Origin of the sequence: Candidatus Nitrospira nitrificans, assembly GCF_001458775.1 — a bacterium.
GTDB lineage: Bacteria > Nitrospirota > Nitrospiria > Nitrospirales > Nitrospiraceae > Nitrospira_D > Nitrospira_D nitrificans.
This window is the reverse complement of sequence record NZ_CZPZ01000023.1, coordinates 83,305-102,418: the sequence shown is the minus strand read 5'-3', so window position 1 is coordinate 102,418 and position 19,114 is coordinate 83,305. Positions and strand designations below refer to the sequence as shown.

Here is a 19,114-nt window from a genome sequence, read left to right as displayed (position 1 = left end):
AGTGGTCATTGAAATGGCAACACTCCCCGCGCATCCACGAGAATCAGAATGGCGAAGGCCAAGCCTCCAAGCCAGGCACTTTCCAGCATCAGGAACCTCCCAGGTGATGTTTCGGCTGGGTCGTCGTGCCGACTTATCGCATCGAGCCAGGATGCCATGCAGGCGAATCCGACCGAAGCGAGCACGAGGGGCGAGGTAGTCATGGCAGCCAGGCCATACGCAATCAACAATGCTGATGTAGTCGAACGCCTGCCCCCTCCTGTTTGTCCCCTGCAAATCCAATGAGTGCGTCGGAGCCATAGGCCGCCCGCTACCGCGCCTGCCCCGAGCGCCAAGAAGAGGATGCCAGCCAGGCCATCCTCCATTCGCCGGGATAAAACCCAGAGCAAGGCAAATACCGCCGAAGCGCCCATCGCCGCATATCGTAGTCCATCCTGCATGGAAGCGCGCCACTGTCGTAATGGGTTCATCGCGATGAAACCGGTGAGGATGCCGATCACCGCCCCTCCGAGGACATCGGTCGGGAAATGCGATCCTCGGAGAACACGACTGAGTGCCACGAATAGCGCGATCGGAATACAGAGCGGCGCGAAGAGGGGAAACCGTTTCGACAGCACCGTCGCGACGGCAAAACTCGCCGTGCTATGACCCGAGGGAAAGGAGTCCAGCCCCGACGCCCAGGAAAGGGTCATCTGCCAATCTCCCGAATGGACAAACTTCGGCCGAGGTCTGCCGATGAGGTGTTTCAGCCCGTTGGCGAGCAATGCGGCGAGCCCGTGAGCGATCAGCGACTGGATCGCCACCATCTTGATGGGCGGCTTTTCGAAGACCCAGCCGACGACGAGCAGGAGAATGCTCAAGGTTGCCAGCCGCCATCCCTGGCCGACCCAGTCTCCCATATCGCTGGTAAATGCCATCCATGGAACAATAAGTTGGTCCCAGGGGAGATGGATCGTCACCGATCGCACGTATTTGGTGATCGGCAAATCAAACTGGGCCATGCCAAGAAAGCTGATCGCCAGCGCGGCGGAGGAACAACCGACTACGGCGAGCGATGCCGCCATGTTCTTGGATGACTGAGAAGGGGCTCCCATCAAGCCACCATCGGTAGCGAGGCTCTCTGGATGTCGGACCTGATCACCAATCGCTCATCACTGATCACCGTGCTTTTACGGCACCCAATCGGCCAGGAACACGTTGAATTCGCCGGGCTCCTTGGCATAGCGATCCGAAACCCAGACGAGACGTTTGCCGTCCGGGGAAAACATGGGAAAACTATTAAAGTGTCCTTCCGTGGTGAGACGTTCCAACCCGGCTCCGTCGTCACTCACCAGATACAGGTGGAAACTGGGACGTCCCCCTTCCCCTCTCGTTTCGACATTGGAGGAAAAGATGATGCGTTTGCCGTCAGGATGAAAATACGGAGAAAAATTCGACGCGCCGGTCGTGGTGACCTGTTTCTTCCCGGACCCATCGGCATTCATGACGAAAATTTCAAGCTGACCAGGCTCAATCAGCCGTTGTGCCAGCAGCTCCTTGTATTTGGCCGCCTCGGACGGATCAGTCGGATGAGCTGCCCGATAGACGATTCGCTTACTGTCCGGTGAAAAGAAGGCGCCGCCGTCATATCCGATATCGTCCGTCAGGCGACGAACGTTCGCGCCGTCCAGATTCATCGTATACAAATCAAGATCTCCATCCTTCACCGAAGTCCAGACGATGGTCTTCCCGTCAGGCGAGATCGTGGCTTCCGCGTCATAGCCTGGTGATGACGTCAACCTCCGCAGGTGCTGCCCATCGAGTTGGACCGAGTAAATGTCATAATCATCGAGCGCCCATCGATAGGCGCCGTCACGTTTGGGTTTCGGCGGGCAATCGGGCCCGACGGCATGTGTGGATGAGTACAGCACCCGGCTGTCGCCGGGGAAAAAGTAGCCGCATGTTGTGGCGCCCGTCCCGGTACTCACCAAGCGGACGGTCTCGCTTTCCACATCCATCACATACATTTGATAACACCCCAGGCCCGACTCGGCGGGTTTTCGCGGAGAGGCGGACGAATCCTTGATCCAGTTGTTCGTGGATTGAAAAATCAGCTTCCCCCCGTTGAACGAAAAATAGGCCTCGGCGTTCTGACGGCCAACGGTCAGCTGGCGGATATTGGCCAGGTGCCGTTCCGTCGAACGCGCCGGCGCCACAGACTCTTTGTGTTGATCAGCGGCCGACGCACATGGGGGAAGCCCCATCAAGGCACAGAATCCCCATAGCCAAATTCCCCCGGCCTTACGACGTTGCATCGATCATGACCTCCTTGACATCCGGCGAACCGTGCCATACTTCGCGTCTCGTCACGGCTCCATCTTGAAAAATTATGTAACTATGCCACCCATAATAAAACAGGAAGCGCGACAGTTTCTCGACTGCGCCCGAGGTCACGCCATACAGCACGGTGATGACACTGCCGGGCACATTGGCCCGATGGCAGGAAAACAGCACCGCCATCGTCGGCCCATCATAAGTCTGACCATCGATCCGGAAACCCCTCTCTCCAAGAGCGACGCGATCACCACAAGACTCCTGCACGACGGATTGGACCGCCTGTCGCTGGTCGACTCCCGCCAGTACCAGAAGCGATCCCTCATGGGGGAGGGCATGTTCTTGGAACGAGACCACGGTCGTTCGAAGCGATCCCGTGAGTTCATGATCGGCAATGCGAGACACAACCTGCTGCAGCGGCGACGCGGGGTCGGAAAACGCCCGCACCACCGTCTTGCGTGGATCCGTCACGTAGACGTTCAGCATCGGCGGCAGCTGATGTCTCGTCAAACGGCGAAACGTCATGAGCTGTGGATCGAGCTCTACCCGCAGCGGCTGGCTGGGCAGCACCAATTCGGCAACGTTCGTTCGAGACTGGCTCAACGTGATCGACTTGATGTCCGTCGATTCCTTCATCACGATGCGGAGGGGGATCGTCATCCGAAACGACTTCTCGGCCTGCTCGATTTGGACCGTCAGCCGCCAAGCTTCTTCGTCTCCCTCTCCCTTCATCAGACGGGCGTGGGCATTGCGCAAGGACACTCGTGGCGCACCGGGCTGTTCGACCCATTGCTCGAAAAACCACCGCAAGTCCTGCCCGCTTTCCCGCGCAAAGACTTCCTCGATCGATTTCCAGTCCGCCGGACGATTGCGATAGCTGCTCACGAAGGTCTTCACGCCTCGCCAGAACGGCTCATCTCCGATTGCTTGTCGAAGGAGGTGAAACACAAAGGCCGCTTTTTGGTACCCGATGGCGTTATCTTTCTCGTCATGCTTCCTCAGAAACTGAGAAACCGCATAGTCGGTTTCGGGCGTCACATAGAGATTGTACCCGTCAAGCATCATTCGTCTTTGCTCGAAGGCTTGCGGAACATCCTGCGTCGCCTCGTGCCAGTAATAATTAGCCAAGTAGGTGGTCATGCCCTCGACCCAGTTGCCGTGGTCATCGCGATTGAACACGGAATTGCCGATCCATGAATGGACGATCTCGTGACCCAAGGCATAGGGTTGAATATAGTGGCGCTTGATGCTCCCGCTGCCGAGGAGGGTGAACGACGGCAGGCCAAGGCCGCTTGCAAAAAAATTCTCGACCACTGCGAATTTGTCGAATGGATAGCTCCCGAGGATCCCGACATATGCCTCGAGATACCGTGCGGTCGCATCGAGGTACTCATCCGCCAAGCCGGCATTGTCCGGGAAGAAATGGGTTTGGAGTTCGACGCGCTGCCCGGTCGGGCTTTTCCATTCTCGCGATGTCGTCACAAACTTGTTGGCCACGAGTGTGAATGCCTCGGACTGGTCCTGAACGATCCAGATTGACGAGGTCTTTCCCGAGTTCGCCGTCTCGCCTTCCTTACGTCCGGATGCCACCACCGTCCAACCCAGTGGAACCTGAGCCGTCACCCGATAGGTGCCGAAGGAGCCGCTGACATCGGGATACCACCGACTTTCACCGCTCAAGTACACACCTTCCATACCGATATGGCCGGCTGTCTCACTGGGTGTCACGAATCTCAAGTGCCGCGGCTCTCTGGGAGGGTCATTGATCTGCCCACGATAGCTCATGACCAATGCCACTCTCCGACCATGGTCTTTGGGAAGAGAGACGACAATGCGCTGGACCCTGGTCTCAGGAAGACGCACTGTCGTGAAGGGAACGACTTCGTCCTGGCTGCTCTGTCCACCCGAGATTGCATGCATACGCATGGCGATGGCCTCGACATGCAGCGTATGGGCAAGGCTGAACGTGACCGACGTGACCTGTGGATCAACCTCCAATTCGATCAGATCGCTCGCCACAAGCTCATGTGTGGCGGGAATCAACTCGACCGAGAGGGCGTGATGAATGTGGGTGACATTCTTCTGAGCGGACAGGGCCGACGTGCCCCACGTGTGAACGATGGAGAGCGACAGCAGGACGATGAGGCAAGAGCGAAGAAGACGCTTCCTGATGGGCATCACAAAGCGTTTTAGCACTCGCGGCAGACGAGTACAAGCTGGATCGCGGTTAAGAGGCGCTCCAGATCGACCGGCTTGATCAGGATCTCCTGAGGGCCCAGGCTCCAAGCTTCTTGAAGCAACTCCTCATTGTGACTTCCGGTCATGATGATGAGACCACCGGCATAGCCTTTATCGCGCAAGGTGCGAAGCACTTCCACCCCCGGCACGCCAGGCATGACCAGGTCGAGCACGATCACATCGGGCGGCATCTCTTCGACGATCCGCAGAGCCTCGTCGCCATTTGTGACGCCAAACGCCCGATAACCGCGCAGAGTGAGAAACCGGACCAAGAGATCGCACAGGAGCGGCTCATCGTCGACCACCAAGACCGTTTCATCGATCTGTTCGATGACATTCCCATTGTCACGAGGGGGCTGCGTGATCGTCGACGGTTCAGGCAACTGTGAGAGTCGAGTGACGGCTTCGACAAGGACGTCCAGCGACAATCCCTTTCTGATAAAATCCGTGGCTCGTAGAGCTCGTGCTTGATTTTCCTGAGTTTCGGTGGCTCCACCACCCAGGATAATCACCGACGCATGAGGATCGATGGCCCGGATTTCCTTTAAGACGGTCAATCCGTCCATCTCCGGCATGCGGAGGTCCACCAGAGTGACTCGTGGATTGTGCGCGCGGAAGAGATCAAGACCTTCCTGTCCATTGGTCGTTGAAATGACGTGACACCCGTGACGGGTGAAGACGCTCTGCAACAGATCGCAATTCATCTGATCGTCGTCTACGATCAAGACTTTGACCATCGCCGCTATTCCTCCTCAACCTGAAACTATTCCTGTGAAAAGAGAATAGCACGGGACCGTAAATAATGAGAAGACAATGCGTGGTTTATGGAGGAGACGTCGGCTGTCCGAACAGAGCCGCGACAAAGGCCTCGGCATTGAAGTCCTGGAGGTCATCGGCTCCTTCTCCTACACCGATGAGGCGCAGGGGACGCTTCAGTTCTTCGGCAATCGCTACCACAATCCCCCCTCGTGCGGTCCCATCAAGCTTCGTCAGAGCAAGTCCCGTAACACCGACGGCCTCGTGAAATTGGCGGGCCTGTGCCAGCGCGTTCTGCCCAACCGTAGCGTCCAGGACCAACAGCACCTCATGCGGTGCCCCAGGCAATTCTTGGCCGATCACCCGTTTGACCTTCCGCAGCTCGTCCATCAGATTGGACTTGGTATGCAACCGGCCGGCCGTATCAACGAGGACCATGTCCACCGTTCTGGCTTTGGCGGCAACGATGCCGTCGAAGGCCACGGCAGCCGGATCGGCGCCATGTCGCTGGCGAATGACCTCCACTCCGACCCGATCTCCCCACACTTGAAGTTGATCAATCGCGGCTGCACGAAAGGTATCTCCTGCGACAAGGAGCGGCCGCCGCCCGCCCTGCGTCATCCGCTGCGCAATTTTTGCGATGGTGGTTGTTTTCCCCACGCCATTGACGCCAACGACAAGGGTGACAAACGGCTTAGGGCCTTCGGTGACCAGTTGATCGATCGTAGGGCCTGATACGGTTTTCAGAATATTATAAAGTGACCGACTTAAGACATTCTGCACCCCTTCCGATGTTTTTGCGTCCGCTCCACGTGTCTCTTCCCGGACCTGCCGTATCAAACGATCGACGGCACGGGCGCCAAGGTCGGCGGCGAGCAGCGCTGCCTCTAGATCTTCAAGCAGTTCTTCGTCCGGTGCACGTCCGAGGAATCGGTCAAGCGATTGCTGCACGACATGGCGTGTTCTGCCGAGTCCTTCATTCAGCCGTTGAAACCATCCCATCGTCAACGACTCCTTGTTCGCCGTGCAATGCGAACCGTTACCATGCCAGGCACAGGTGAAATCCGATGAAGCAAGGCTCGCTCACGACGCGCCATTCGCGCTGCTTCTTGTGGATTACGTTCATGGTCGTACCCGCAGAGATGGAGCACCCCATGAACCAGCAACATCGCCAGCTCATCGTCGATCGATCGCCCGGCTTCCTTTGCTTGGCGAACGACAGTGGGTAAGGAAATCACGACATCCCCAAGCATGTGGGTGACAGGATACAGTTTTTGAGGCATCACGGCTTCACGGATGGGGAAAGCCAGGACATCAGTAGGTCGATTCTTCTTGCGATACTCACGGTTCAGCCGTTGCATACGTCTGTCTCCGGTCAATTCCAGGCTCAATTCGGACCGAGATTCGCCAACTGCCGATAAGACACGTTCGGCTAAATGCACCAGCGCGGTTTGTCGAACGACAAACCGCCTGAGACGTACGCGCAGATAGACCGCCATCAATGTGAACTACTGGCGGGATCGCCCGGCGACGAGCCGGACGCAGACGACTTGCGAGGATTGGACGATGGACGCTTGTGAGACGAGACCTGTCCTCGAGCATGTCGAGCATCACCACGGTGTACCGGCTGGTGCCGGTCATAGGCCTTGATGATTTCTTGAACCAGTCGATGTCTGACCACATCCTTCTCACCGAAGTACACGAACCCAATTCCTTCAATGTCGTGGAGAATGTCTTTTACTTGAATGAGGCCGGACACCCGATCACTCGGTAAGTCGACTTGCGTGATGTCACCGGTTACAACAACTTTGGAATGGAAGCCCAGCCTCGTGAGAAACATCTTCATCTGCTCTGCCGTGGCATTTTGTGCTTCGTCCAAGATGACAAACGAATCATTGAGCGTTCTTCCGCGCATGAACGCCAGGGGGGCAATTTCAATATCGCCCCGCTCGATCAAGCGATTCGCTCGCTCCATATCCATCATGTCGAATAACGCGTCATAGAGCGGCCGCAGATAGGGATTCACTTTCTCATAGATATCGCCGGGCAGGAACCCGAGCTTTTCCCCCGCCTCAACCGCCGGCCGCGCAAGAATAATCCGGCTCACCTCTTTATTCATCAACGCACTGACAGCCATGGCCATAGCGAGATAGGTCTTTCCCGTTCCCGCCGGTCCAATGGCGATGACGATATCGTGCTGCTCGATCGCTTCGATATAGACCTTCTGCGTAGGCGACTTGGGACCGACAAACCGTTTTTTCGTCACGATCATGGCCGACTCGCCGAGCACGTCCTTGAGCGATGCCTCGGGACTTCGGCGCAATGCGCTGAGCGCATGGGTGACATCTTCGGCTTGGAGTGATATCCCTTGGTTGGTCAGAGAGGCAAGTTCAACGAGAATGCGTTCCGCTTGACGAACAGCCTCGGGAAGACCGTCGAGCGTGAGTTCTTCCCCGCGAGCAGAGAGTCGGACACCCAATTCGTCTTCGATCAGCTTGAGATGTCGGTCATGGTGACCGAACAGGACGGCGGTATTGGTGCCTTCTCGTAGTTTGAGTTTGCGCACGAGTCCGGAGTGGTCTCCCTCCTACATGGTGAAGGGATTGTAACAGACTCAGAAAAGTCGAGACAAGCACACGGAATACTGAAAGCCCATCGCAGGCTAAGACTCCGGCTTGGGTGTTTCAGCGGTTGCGATGGTCAGTTCGAACTCTTGAAAGGAAAACCCTCCTTGTTCATCCGTCGCTACGATCTTTACTCGGTGCACTCCCGGTTTCACATATCCGGTATCCCAAAGAATGTTACCCGTCGTTTGATCGATCGCCATACCGGGAGGAGCCACCTCGAGCTGAAAGTGCACCGAATCGGAGTCTGGATCTACAGCTTTCACCACATATTCGTATCGATTGTGATTTATGGACATTGGTGGAGATGAGACGATTTTGGGTGCGCTGTTCCCCACCGTGTAGGGATCCGAGCGCGACATCTTCCCGGCAGCCTGAGTGTCGCGCGGCCTGACTTCGACCACAACGAGATCGTGCGGTCTGACCTCAGTTAATTCGAGAAAATCTTCCTCACCCTCTTTAACGACACGTCCGTTCTTAATCCATCGATACAGAAACTGTGGGGTGTCCTGATCATGATCCGAGGCGTCTACCAGTGCTTGAAGACGGTCTCCTCGTTCGTCAGAGTTCACACCAATACCCACCTGAGCAATTAACGGGGGAGTATTGCCCACCGTAATGACTTCAGATGTTCGGCTAGACCCGGAAACCTTGCCATCGAACGGCACCGCTTCCAAATGAACTCGATCTCCTCGCTTTAGAAGAGAGGCCGAAAGAGTTGGACTCTTTTCACCCTCGATTACCTGATCGTTCAGATACCAGTGATATCGAACTTGGACGATATCACTGTCGAGGTCTTGCGTGTTGACCTGCGCGATGAGATCTGTTTGCCGATCGAACGGTGTCGGCCCCAAAACAATGGAGTGAATGACGGGCGGCTGATTAGCTTTGGAAGGCTCGCTGGATCGTGAGGTGCAGCCAGAGACGGGCAGAGATATGATCGTTAACAGAACACATACTGCCCCTACCCCTCTCCGCAATCGTTTCCACGAATACGACCATACGATCGTTTTCCTCAAGTATGCTTGAGAAAAACAGCCGTACAGATTGCAGGATGTGGGCGTCCCTTTGGTTTGCACTCGTTCACTCGCGCAGATTGATCCAAGCGATGAACCGACTAGTGACAGATCCAGGGTTCGTGCAAATCGTATTGGTCAATCCCGCACTCGATTGCATCATCCCTGTAATGCCTGACTGACACCCACCTCCACCGGTGCCGGCACCACCAGTGCCCCATCCTTGAGCACCGATGTGAACGGCCATCACCGAAAGCATTCCCGTGCCTTGACCAATGTCGACCCTTGCATTCGCCATCGTACTGCTCCCTGATGCGGAGGTCCCAAGGACAGGGGTGCTCATGGCACTCCCGGTTTGATAAAACAGACCGTAAAGATACCCATCACCAGCTGAGATGCAGAGATCGGCCTGCGGCACATAGGTGGGATAAAACACGATTCCGCCGAGTACGGTCGGCGAGGTGATCGACCTCTCGCGTGTGGCCGTGAGATTGGTAAACCAACCGTCCTTAGTTTGCACCAGGCCTTGCAAGGTCGTCGTTGGATCTTTTCCTTCAACCTTTTCGACTCCTGAAAGTGCTGTCGAGGTCACTTGATTTTTCCCTGTCTCGCAGACGACACATACCGCAACGTCGGAGACATTCACGAGGCTTGTCGTCTTACAACCGCCTATGCTTCCCTCTATGCAACTATAACTCAATACCGAATCCTTAACGCCGTACAACCGCTGTGATTCGGAATTGGTCTTGTCGGAATTGCCAAAGAACCGCCCGGTTCCGAAAAACAGCCACAACTTGTTTGCATCGTCGACCGCAAGGCCTGGAGCGGCTACCATTGGCCCGGCTTGTATCGCAGTCCCGGAGGGATAGGGTGAAAAGTCATCCAACACCTCGGTGGGCACGCGTTCTCCTGATAAATTGTATCCCCACGTCGAAGGCGAACAGGGGGCAATGAGGCATCCACCGGCGGTTAACCGATACATCCGTCCCCGCCAGGGAAGACTATTGTCATTGATCACTGACCCGCCATAAATGGCGTCGGCACGAAAATCCAAGTCACGATCCACGCTGACCAAATCACCAACGAAGGTATTGAGATCTCCTCCCGAGGCACTCTTTATGGGAAACGTTGTGAAAACATTGGATGCACTGCCCCCTGTGCCCGTCCTGGGGCCGACCTTGATATCAACCGCATAGAATTTCCCTGTCTGCCCAATTTGGCCCTCATATCCGGTTGCACCTGATCCAAAAACGGCAAGCCACACATCATCACAGGGACCGGTAAGCGGACAGGTATTCGAACCAGGCGGATTCATTCGCATGATTGCGGGATAGCTGGTTGATAATCCCATGCCTGCATCGCTGAACGACCAAAGCAGCTTGGGTTCTTCGTCAGGATCGGTAACATCGAGTGCAAAATAAGCAGTGTAGAACGTTCGGTTGGTTCCTCCGATGCTCACTGTCATGGGAGCAGCGCCACCTGCGCCACAAGCCCCACAGCTCCCACCCATGCGAAATCCCCCGATGAGAATGGTGCCCCATCCATTCGGGTGTTTACAGCCCGCGGCCACTGGATTACTGCAGGCCGGCTCGGGAGTGAAGATACGAACGTCCGTCACTTTCGGCTTGAGATCCACATAGTACACATGCGTATAGTCGGCTTGTGCCAACCAGCGGAGATGCGGCAAGAGTTGATAGGGGATAAAGCCCCAGAGCTCATCGCCGAGCTCTTGTCCCCGTCCATCACTCGTCGGAGTATTGGAGAACCATCCATGTTCCACTACCCCGGACGTGCTGGCATCGTCGCCTCGGTTATAAAATCCCCCATTAAATGCATGGAGCATCCCATCATTCGCTCCCACATAGGCGACATGCCTTCGGTTCTTCCATCGCTTGAAGAAATTCAAGTAGCCTGGATCGCCGTAGATAAAGTCGTACGATTCCCTCGGCTGGGAGACGATCGTCGGTGTGGAATGCACTGGGTCGCCGAATTTCCATACGGACAGCCCCACTCCAGGCACCGTTAAACGACGATCACGGAGTTGAGCCGACTTTGGGCAAGGCCCACCAGCGTTGGTGTCATAACAACCTCGAATGAACTGGATGATATCGGTTGATTTAAACGGATTGGTGGTCGGTGAATCGGCATCGGCCCTGAGATATTCCTTCAACAAGGCCGCACTTGCCGTCGTGAATGGAATCACTTCTCCCGACGCTGTATGAGTCCCGTCCGTTTGGCCTTTCGTATCTTTCCCCGAGTCAACCACTCCATCATTGTTGACATCGACCCAGGTCAAGATTCGACGACTCGCGTGGTCTATCTTGGCGAGTTGCTTGCCGGCCTCCCAAATCCCCTTCACCTCTTTCAAGGGAATGGTCGGAAGAGGCGCTGTCGGATTGTCGGCTTTCCCGTCAGCGTCGCCGTCCACAAACCGTTGAACGCCGACATCTCCGGTCGTCGGATCGATAATCGTCTTCACGATATAATCGTCCGCCAATGTGAGCTTGTTATCCTCCAGCGTATCTTCGCGGATATTTCCGAACTTATCCACCCAGAGTCCCTGAGTAAATCCAGTCCATCGGACATCCGCGTTGGTTGTTGGTTCCGCCGTGCTGGGGTAAAAAAACGATTGATAGAGCGCGCCTTCTCCCGTCCCGGATGTCGCCAAAACCGAAATAGAGGTGCCGGATTGACTCCGACGGAGGATACTATTGATTGCTGCAATGAAGCGGTCGCGCATATCATCGGCGTTTGAAGATTCAAAATATGTATCGGGAACGCCATCGGCACCCAACCCACCGGTATAGTTGTTGTATTGATCCCACACATCGCCCGCATCAAACACCAAGTTGTTGTTCCGATCTTCAAAGCCTCCCATCTTGGCAGCGTCCTGAAGAAGCCTCGAGCCATTGCCGAACGCATAAAATGTATAGACAACGAGGTTTTGGATACCTGGAATGTCTTTTCCCGTTGCGTCCGATCCATTGAGATTCAGGCCTGGAATGGTCGCCTGCCGAAGATCCGTCGTGTGGGCATAATACGCCACGTCATCAAGATAATGAGACCCATTGCTCCAACAGACATCATTGGATGTGGCAATACCTCCATAGTACGCTGAACAATTATCGTGGTGATCTACTTGTCCGTTCGCATCATGGTTGACCATCCCCCCACCATGACCGCTGTGTGGAAGTGAGTTATGATCCACGGTACAACCAGCGGCGCCTGGGCAATGGCCAATGAACCCGACTGGCGCATGAGCATTTGCCACATGCGCCTTATCCATGATGGTCGATGGGACATTTAAGTCCTGGGTCGGTTGCCCGTCCGTAAAAATCATGACGAAGCTCTTACAGCATTTCACATACTGAGGAACGTCTGACCATGGAGAAGTGTAGTAGTACGGGTCTTTGTTTAGAACATTATGGGAATAGTCTGAATTGTTATATGCCGGGGGGACCTGAGCGAAGTATCGCGTGGCTTCATACAGAGATTCTCCCAAGGGCGTCCACGTAGAGGCGGGGGTGTTTTGGATGGCATTCACCATAGGTGTCATGCCGGAACCGATATCCGCTAAAACCTTCCCTCCATCACCCGCTCCTTTGAACTCCATCAGTCCGAATCGCGCCTTGTCTCCTACTTGCTGGATCACACCCATCGGTTCAGAAGCGATGTCGACAACAAGCGAGTGGGACGTACTGCCTCCGCCACAAGCCGCTCCACCATACACGATGAGGCTATTACCGCCTCGATCGAAACACCTCGTGCCCGAATAGGACGTGACTCCCGTTGCATCGGCCGTGAACGCCGTAAACCGGTCGGTTGTTTCATGGTTAAGCTTTCCCCCAGGGTAACAGGTTCCATTGACTGCTCGTGGGGAACACTTACCGCCCATCATCACCCACTTCGCAACCTCCATGCGGGACATCGTCATGTAGTTGAGGAAGTTGCCGTCCCAGGGATAAGCGCCACTACAGGTCGGCGCCGTTGCTGCTCTTGCAGTTCCGATTTGGAAACGATTGGATCCATAGCTATAACAGCGAGTCGCGTCAAAATATCCGTAATAGGACTTGGCAGGATTGTAGGCTTCATTGGCATGGTGGTAGGCGGAGTTATCCATGCTTCCTGAGTTATCCATCAGGAGGAGGATGTTCGGCGCGACGGCCTCCGTCAGGAAGGGTGGTTCACTTGTATATTGTGACAAGGTCTGAGCGGAGACCGAGGATGCGTTCCACCAGAGACTCCCTGCAACAAGAACGACGTGCATAGAGGTGGCGATGGTACGACCATTCATGATGATTTTCTCCTTACCAGCGTCTTCGGTCTAGCTTGGCTCTCCCGTTAGCTTGGAACCCACAATACGAGCCGATCAATGCGTCCCTTGTGATCGAGATGGAAGAGCACCCTCTCCCCTTGAGAGATGTCCTTCAAGCTCACGAGATTTTCATATTGATCTGTGATCGTGACCGCTGAGAGGATTGTATAGTTCGCGTTGTCGATTTGTATCCCACCCCCTTGAATGCCCGTCACCTCGCCGGTCTTGAAATTCGCATAGGGATTCTTATCCTCATGAGCCAACACCTGAGAGACGGTCACAAAAGGGACAACTCCCGCACCACCGACGAAGCACAGGATCGGCAAATAACTTGCGAACACATATGGTCTCAATGCCTGTCTGTTCCTCTGTGCCCATTCGTATACCATCGACGCCTCCCTTAGATCTTCCGCTGACAGCTTTCGCCCCCCGCGCTGACACAGGCAAAAACCGCCTGAATCCGACTCATTGCGCCGGTCGACGTCAGTGTGGCCGTGCAATCGATTTGATAAATGGCTTCGCCGCCGCCGCCTGCTGCACCTTGGGCGGCTCCCTCATATCCAGCCGCAAATTGCAACGATCCACCGACCTTGTTCTTGTAGTAGAGGCGATCGATGTCGCCAGCTACTGCAAAGGGTCCGGCAGTCATCTGAATATCGGGAGACGCACCAGCTCCAACGGAGACGTCTGCGTTATTGTTTGCTTGCCCCATGATTTCTTGGGTGAGGGTAGGTGCTATCGCGCCTTCGGCGTTCGCGGGAATCACCGCGGCGGGCCCGACATAGCCGAGAGGGACTTGCCGCTCCTGCAAGGTTTGCATAATCACGTTGACGCCGGTCCCTATACAGGACTCCGCTGCAGCTGCAGCTGCGTCCGTGGAGTTGGCGAATCCAGCCATACGATTCTCCAGCCCCGTCATCGTCATCGCGGCAATCCCGAGCGCCGTCATCATGAGGATGGTCAGAAACACACCAAAGAGAGCAAAGCCTCGCTCATTGTTCAGCACTCCATACCGTCTTGGTTTCGAGCCTATTGTGTCCACGCTACATCTCCTTCGCATCACTAGCGCCCTGGATTGCGCACCTCTATCGTTCGAGTGAACATACGCCGTCGGGTCGACGTATAGGGTGGATTGAGCCCTGCGAAATCACCCGCCGCAAAGAGCCCGGCTCCATGGTTGTGATCTGAAACTTGCATGGCTTGTGCTTGGACGACACGGCCGGCCACGATCCCTTCTCCCAATCCTTGATCTACGAAGCGTTCACGCCCGACGATGCTGATTTGCACTAAACTGATCTTGTCCGGCGTCATAGGCGCAAGATTCCATGCGTTATTGCTTATGAAATCCAATTGATCGAACCCAGCGGCGCTCCCGACCTGATTGTCAATGATGCCGTCGGGAATGCCTCCATTCAGCGCCAGAAAGCACCCGTCGCAGGCGTAGGTAAATTGCATGTCTTCGATTTCATCGGCAATGGACAGGCAGCGACTGTTTGGCGTATTGCAATCCAGGCCCCCTGTGCCCACGCCCCGTACCAAACATGGGAAGCGACCATCACAGAGCCCATTCGCATCTGGCGGCGGAATGATTTGATAGGTGACGCACTGGAGGAGATATACCGGTGCGTTCGCGCCAAATGCCACTGGAGCTGGAACCGCCGTGATGGTGATTGTCGATCCGCCGACTGCGGTGACCGTGGCGGTCGAGCTCCCTGCCACACTAACCGTAGCTCCTACCAAACTGGCTCCGCCCCACTCGGCGGTCATATCTGTTACGGCCTGAGCTGAAGCAAGTGTAAATGCATTGAAGCCGGGGCCGATTGCCCCTTGGAGTACCCAGGGCGGTCTGGTCGCCGTTCCCACTGGATTTCCAAGCGGCACGACCAGGCTGATACGATCCGGACCTGTGTCAGGCCCGGCGACGGCATTATCCTGAGGGACAATGGCTGTTGGACAATTGCCGACTGCCCCTATCGATCCGAATCCTGCCTGTCTGATATCTCGGGAAATCATTTCCATGGCGTTCCGCACGTTCTGCTGTGTTTCTCCCGTTTGCCCTGTGGTGGCATTGGACCGTTCGAACGACGTCACCACGGCAAGTCCGGCGGCCACGATACCCACCGCAATGGTCGCCGCGAACATCAGCTCGACCAACGTCATCCCGCCTTGATTACTCGTCTGGAACTTAGGCTTTCCCATGTTCTGCCAACTATCCCTTCACTCCGGTGCTATGGTGGTATCCAACATGACTCTCCGCGGGGCGGCTGCAGTTGTCCCCATATTTCGCCCAGTCCACGTGATGACGACGTTCACCCTGCTCTGATTCAGCGGCGGAATGGTCACGACAGGAGTTACCGTCACCACCCCTCGTACTCCGTTCAGCTGGGAAGCCTGGCTGATCCCTGAGGCTCCTTGGTTGGTCATCATCGCTTGCCACTGCACACAATCTCCCTGAGCCATCGTTTGATTTGCAGGAAAAACACATGGATTGGGAGGAGGATTGGCGGTGTTGATGTCCAGGCCGGCATAGGCCGTGACGTTCCGACGATTGAACTGGATCCGTTCCAGCATTTCAGAAGCCAGATTGGTTGCGAGCGTGAGTTCCGTCGAATCGACGTTGCGCGTAATGGCGATCCCTTGCATCGCGGTCATGGCGATCACGCCAACAGACAAAATCACGGTAGCAATCATGCCTTCCAGTAGCGTAAATCCCGATTCTGCTCGTGCTATCTTCATGATCTCTTTCTGCTAACGAGTCCCCATACAGAATTGGCTTGGACACCAGTCCACCACGCCACGCGAATTGATGCGAATGGCATATGTGGTCCCCAGGTCATTGACAAGACCAATGACCTGGTTTTGTGAGCCAGGCACAGCCCCTCCGACTCGATATCCCATCGAATTGAACTGAACGGTGGCAACTGGAGCTGCCGCAAAGACAGGTGCAGCAGGCACACCTCCGGTTTGGTTGGTTATGCCATTCATGTGTGTGATCTTGCTCGATACTGTGGAAAGTACAGCGAGTGTGTTCGCATTGATGGTTGTCACGGTGACCATCGTAGGAACGACTGTGATATTCGTGGTGACAGATACATTTCGGCTCATCGATGTCATGCGCGCGACAGCCAATTCGTTCCTGACAAGCTGAATCGCTTCTTTCAAATCCGCGCGAGATTTCCAAACTCCAAAATTGACTCCTCCAATGCCTGCGATCACCCCAATGATCGCGACAACGATCATCAATTCCAGGAGTGTATAGCCGTTCTGCCCAAACCGTCCTGGATTTAATTCTATTGTGGGTTGCACCATGGCGTCCCCTGATCGAGCAAGGGGCATGCCGCTCAAAATAGAGGCTGTAAGCCCTTGTAACCTCTTGATTTGACGAGTTCGCTTCTTGCGCAAGACCGATGAAATGCGGTCATTTTTCGCACTCATGCACGACAATTTTCGGCTAAAGCCCTGTACTGGTTAGTACAGCAGGGTGGCTATGTTGATTGAGTGATTACTTTCTCTAGACGATAGGGGGTTAGGACAAGATGTGTACGATCGTGTAGTATTTAATCTGCAGAGGAGAAGGCGTCGTATGAACCGAGAGTTTCGCAAGATCCAGCGATTTGCAGTCCAACTTCCCTGCAGAGTGTGGAGCAATGAGGAGAAGTCGAACGGAACAGTCCTAAACCTTTCGGCGCAGGGGTGCGCCATAACGACGGAGCGTCTTCCGTCGGTCTCAACTTATATTTCACTCGATATCGATCTTTTCAGCAGTGAGGACCCAGCGACGATCGAATTGGCTGGAGTGCGCTGGGTTTCCGGGCACCGATGCGGGCTTGAATTCATCCGCGTTAGACCTAATATGCTCATGAAACTAAAAGCGTTCACCCTGTTGTTGGAGCAGACATCCTAGCAGATTCAACTGGTTGCCTCTCTCCACCCACAGCTACTTTATCGCAACGGCTCGGACTTGCCGATAAGTCGTCAGACCCGCCAGCACTTTCTGGATCCCATTCTGCAGCAAGGTGACCATTCCATCCCGCATCGCCACACTAAGAATTTCGGTTGTTCGCGCCCTCCCCTGAATCAGGTTCTTGATCTCTTCTGTTCCCACCAGAAGTTCATGCAACGCCACACGCCCCTTAAACCCATTTTGATTGCAGACGTCACAACCCTTTCCGCGATAGAGCGTCAGATCGTCGGTATACGTAACGCCGAGTTTCTCCCAATAGCACGGGCCATATCCCTGCACGAGTTCGTCATACTCTTGCTGAGTGGGGTGGTAGCCCTCTTTGCAGTGAGCACAAATACGCTTGCAGAGGCGCATAGCCAGTACCCCCAGCATCGCGTCGGCAAAGTTGAACGAGTCGCAACCCATGTCCAGCAGTCGAGTGACTGTTTCCACTGCACTGTTGGTATGGAGTGTGCTCATCACCAGATGACCGGTGAGCGACGCTTCGATCGCGACATCGGCTGTTTCCTTGTCGCGCATCTCCCCGATCATGATCACGTCCGGGTCGGCTCGAAGGAATGCGCGCATCGCCGCAGCAAAGGTAAACCCAATTTTAGGGTGCACCTGAACCTGTCTCAAACCTTCCTGTGAGATCTCGATGGGATCCTCTGCGGTCCAGATCTTTCGCTCATCGGTGTTGATATGTTTCAGAACGGCGTGCAGCGTGGTGGTTTTTCCGGAGCCGGTCGGTCCCACACAAAGAAAAATTCCATGCGGACGCTCGGACAGTTCTTTGACGACCTGCAGAATGTTCTGAGAAAAGTCCATGGCCTCTAAGGGCATGGTGTCTTTTGCCGTGAGAAGACGCAGGACCACATCTTCGTTATTTCCTGCGGTAGGTAACGTCGCTACCCGCAACTCGATTTCACGATCTTTCGCCAATTTGTAGCGGATTTTTCCATCCTGAGGTTTCCGTCGTTCAGCTATATCGAGGTTGGCCATGATCTTCAACCGCGACACAATGGCACGCCGATACACGGCGGGAATACGCATATAGGTAAAACAGGTCCCATCGACACGAAACCGTACGGCCGTTTCTTTGCGATCCGAATAAGGTTCGATGTGGACATCAGAGGCGCCCAATCGATACGCTTCGGCGATCACCTGATTCGCGAGGCGCACGATGGCTGAGTCGTTTTCGTCGATCTCTCCTGATTCGGCCTCGCCGTTCCGTTCGATGCCCGCTTCATCGACGAGTTCTCCGAGAATCTCGGTAATCGATCCCCCGTTGGCCTGCCCTGTTGCGACAAGGAGATATTGTTCGATATCCCGCCGAAGCCCGACTGAGAAGCGTACCGTCGTGCCGGGGAACGCGCGTCGGATATCGAGTCCTTGCTCCAGATCGTGCGGATCATTGATGAGAATATCGAGAACAGCCCCTTGTCGTTTCAAGGGAATCCACGAATTGCGTCTGAGATAATCGCAACTGAGGTTTTTCAAGAGCTCTGGGTCGATGACGGTGCGCTCATCATAGGAGACGTATGAGCATTGGTAGAATTCGCTGAGCGCCGATCCCAGTGCAGGCTTCGGGACGCGGTACTTATCGAGCAAGAGAGTCTCGAGATCGATTTCCCGTGATAGGGATTCTTCTATCGCAGCATCGAGATCCGCCTGTTTGATGAGCCCACGATAGGCGATACAGTCTAAGAGACTGCGCCCCATCGTCATCTTGCGAGGTTGTTTGGCCATCGACAGCTTTTTCAGACTGGCAGCCGAGAGGACCTGCCGTTTCTGATGAGTCTCAGCGCTTTGCGTGATCATTCTATCTCATCCTTTCACAGCGACAATAAGAAGTTACTTTTGCGTCTCGCTCTCTTTCGTACCGATATCGTTCAACCTTTGGTCTACA

General features: G+C 55.1%; 16 protein-coding genes. 1 reads left to right on the top strand and 15 read right to left on the bottom strand.

The annotated features are described in order from the left end of the window. Positions 1-5 precede the first annotated feature (5 nt). The 14 genes from COMA2_RS12960 to COMA2_RS12895 all read right to left on the bottom strand — a co-directional run bounded on the left by COMA2_RS12960 (position 6) and on the right by COMA2_RS12895 (position 16,697). Positions 6-1,094 (bottom strand): phosphatase PAP2 family protein, encoded by a 1,089-nt coding sequence (locus COMA2_RS12960; protein WP_090898845.1) that lies wholly within the window; start codon positions 1,092-1,094, stop codon positions 6-8. Between the two features lie 75 nt (positions 1,095-1,169). Continuing rightward, the gene (locus tag COMA2_RS12955) at positions 1,170-2,294 is read right to left on the bottom strand and encodes a TolB family protein (RefSeq protein WP_090898842.1); all 1,125 of its coding nucleotides are present in this window, start codon (positions 2,292-2,294) and stop codon (positions 1,170-1,172) included. Continuing rightward, the gene (locus tag COMA2_RS12950) at positions 2,281-4,491 is read right to left on the bottom strand and encodes a M1 family metallopeptidase (RefSeq protein WP_090898839.1); all 2,211 of its coding nucleotides are present in this window, start codon (positions 4,489-4,491) and stop codon (positions 2,281-2,283) included. The genes COMA2_RS12955 and COMA2_RS12950 overlap by 14 nt, the downstream gene beginning before the upstream one ends. An 11-nt stretch (positions 4,492-4,502) precedes the next feature. Continuing rightward, positions 4,503-5,288 (bottom strand): response regulator, encoded by a 786-nt coding sequence (locus COMA2_RS12945; protein ID WP_090898836.1) that lies wholly within the window; start codon positions 5,286-5,288, stop codon positions 4,503-4,505. 85 nt (positions 5,289-5,373) lie between these two features. Then, positions 5,374-6,309: a signal recognition particle-docking protein FtsY gene (ftsY, locus tag COMA2_RS12940; protein ID WP_217490746.1), complete on the bottom strand. Its 936-nt coding sequence runs from the start codon at positions 6,307-6,309 to the stop codon at positions 5,374-5,376. A 2-nt stretch (positions 6,310-6,311) separates the two neighbouring features. Continuing rightward, positions 6,312-6,806, bottom strand: a complete 495-nt coding sequence (ybeY, locus tag COMA2_RS12935; protein ID WP_090898830.1) for an rRNA maturation RNase YbeY — start codon at positions 6,804-6,806, stop codon at positions 6,312-6,314. Next, positions 6,806-7,873, bottom strand: a complete 1,068-nt coding sequence (locus COMA2_RS12930) for a PhoH family protein (RefSeq protein ID WP_090898827.1) — start codon at positions 7,871-7,873, stop codon at positions 6,806-6,808. The genes ybeY and COMA2_RS12930 overlap by 1 nt, the downstream gene beginning before the upstream one ends. Positions 7,874-7,969: 96 nt before the next feature. Continuing rightward, positions 7,970-8,599, bottom strand: coding sequence for an Ig domain-containing protein (locus COMA2_RS12925; protein WP_245631022.1), 630 nt, complete (start codon positions 8,597-8,599; stop codon positions 7,970-7,972). A gap of 415 nt (positions 8,600-9,014) precedes the next feature. Further along, positions 9,015-13,241, bottom strand: coding sequence for a pilus assembly protein (locus tag COMA2_RS12920; RefSeq protein ID WP_090898821.1), 4,227 nt, complete (start codon positions 13,239-13,241; stop codon positions 9,015-9,017). Between the two features lie 47 nt (positions 13,242-13,288). Beyond that, entirely contained in the window at positions 13,289-13,651 is a 363-nt protein-coding gene (locus tag COMA2_RS12915; protein WP_139077333.1) for a hypothetical protein, read from the bottom strand. A gap of 11 nt (positions 13,652-13,662) precedes the next feature. Beyond that, positions 13,663-14,304, bottom strand: coding sequence for a hypothetical protein (locus tag COMA2_RS12910; RefSeq protein ID WP_090898816.1), 642 nt, complete (start codon positions 14,302-14,304; stop codon positions 13,663-13,665). 20 nt (positions 14,305-14,324) lie between these two features. After that, positions 14,325-15,461 (bottom strand): PilW family protein, encoded by a 1,137-nt coding sequence (locus COMA2_RS12905; protein ID WP_090898813.1) that lies wholly within the window; start codon positions 15,459-15,461, stop codon positions 14,325-14,327. A gap of 18 nt (positions 15,462-15,479) precedes the next feature. Next, positions 15,480-15,998 carry a type IV pilus modification protein PilV gene (gene pilV, locus COMA2_RS12900; protein ID WP_090898810.1) on the bottom strand — a complete coding sequence of 173 codons (519 nt, stop codon included), beginning with the start codon at positions 15,996-15,998 and terminating at the stop codon, positions 15,480-15,482. A 12-nt stretch (positions 15,999-16,010) separates the two neighbouring features. After that, on the bottom strand, positions 16,011-16,697 hold the full coding sequence (locus tag COMA2_RS12895) for a prepilin-type N-terminal cleavage/methylation domain-containing protein (RefSeq protein ID WP_090898807.1): 687 nt from the start codon (positions 16,695-16,697) through the stop codon (positions 16,011-16,013). A 148-nt stretch (positions 16,698-16,845) separates the two neighbouring features. Between COMA2_RS12895 and COMA2_RS12890 the strand changes: the two genes are divergently transcribed. Then, positions 16,846-17,166 (top strand): PilZ domain-containing protein, encoded by a 321-nt coding sequence (locus COMA2_RS12890; RefSeq protein WP_090898804.1) that lies wholly within the window; start codon positions 16,846-16,848, stop codon positions 17,164-17,166. A gap of 33 nt (positions 17,167-17,199) precedes the next feature. Here the strand turns inward: COMA2_RS12890 and COMA2_RS12885 are convergent, their stop codons facing one another. Continuing rightward, positions 17,200-19,026, bottom strand: a complete 1,827-nt coding sequence (locus tag COMA2_RS12885; RefSeq protein ID WP_245631012.1) for a GspE/PulE family protein — start codon at positions 19,024-19,026, stop codon at positions 17,200-17,202. Positions 19,027-19,114 lie beyond the last annotated feature (88 nt).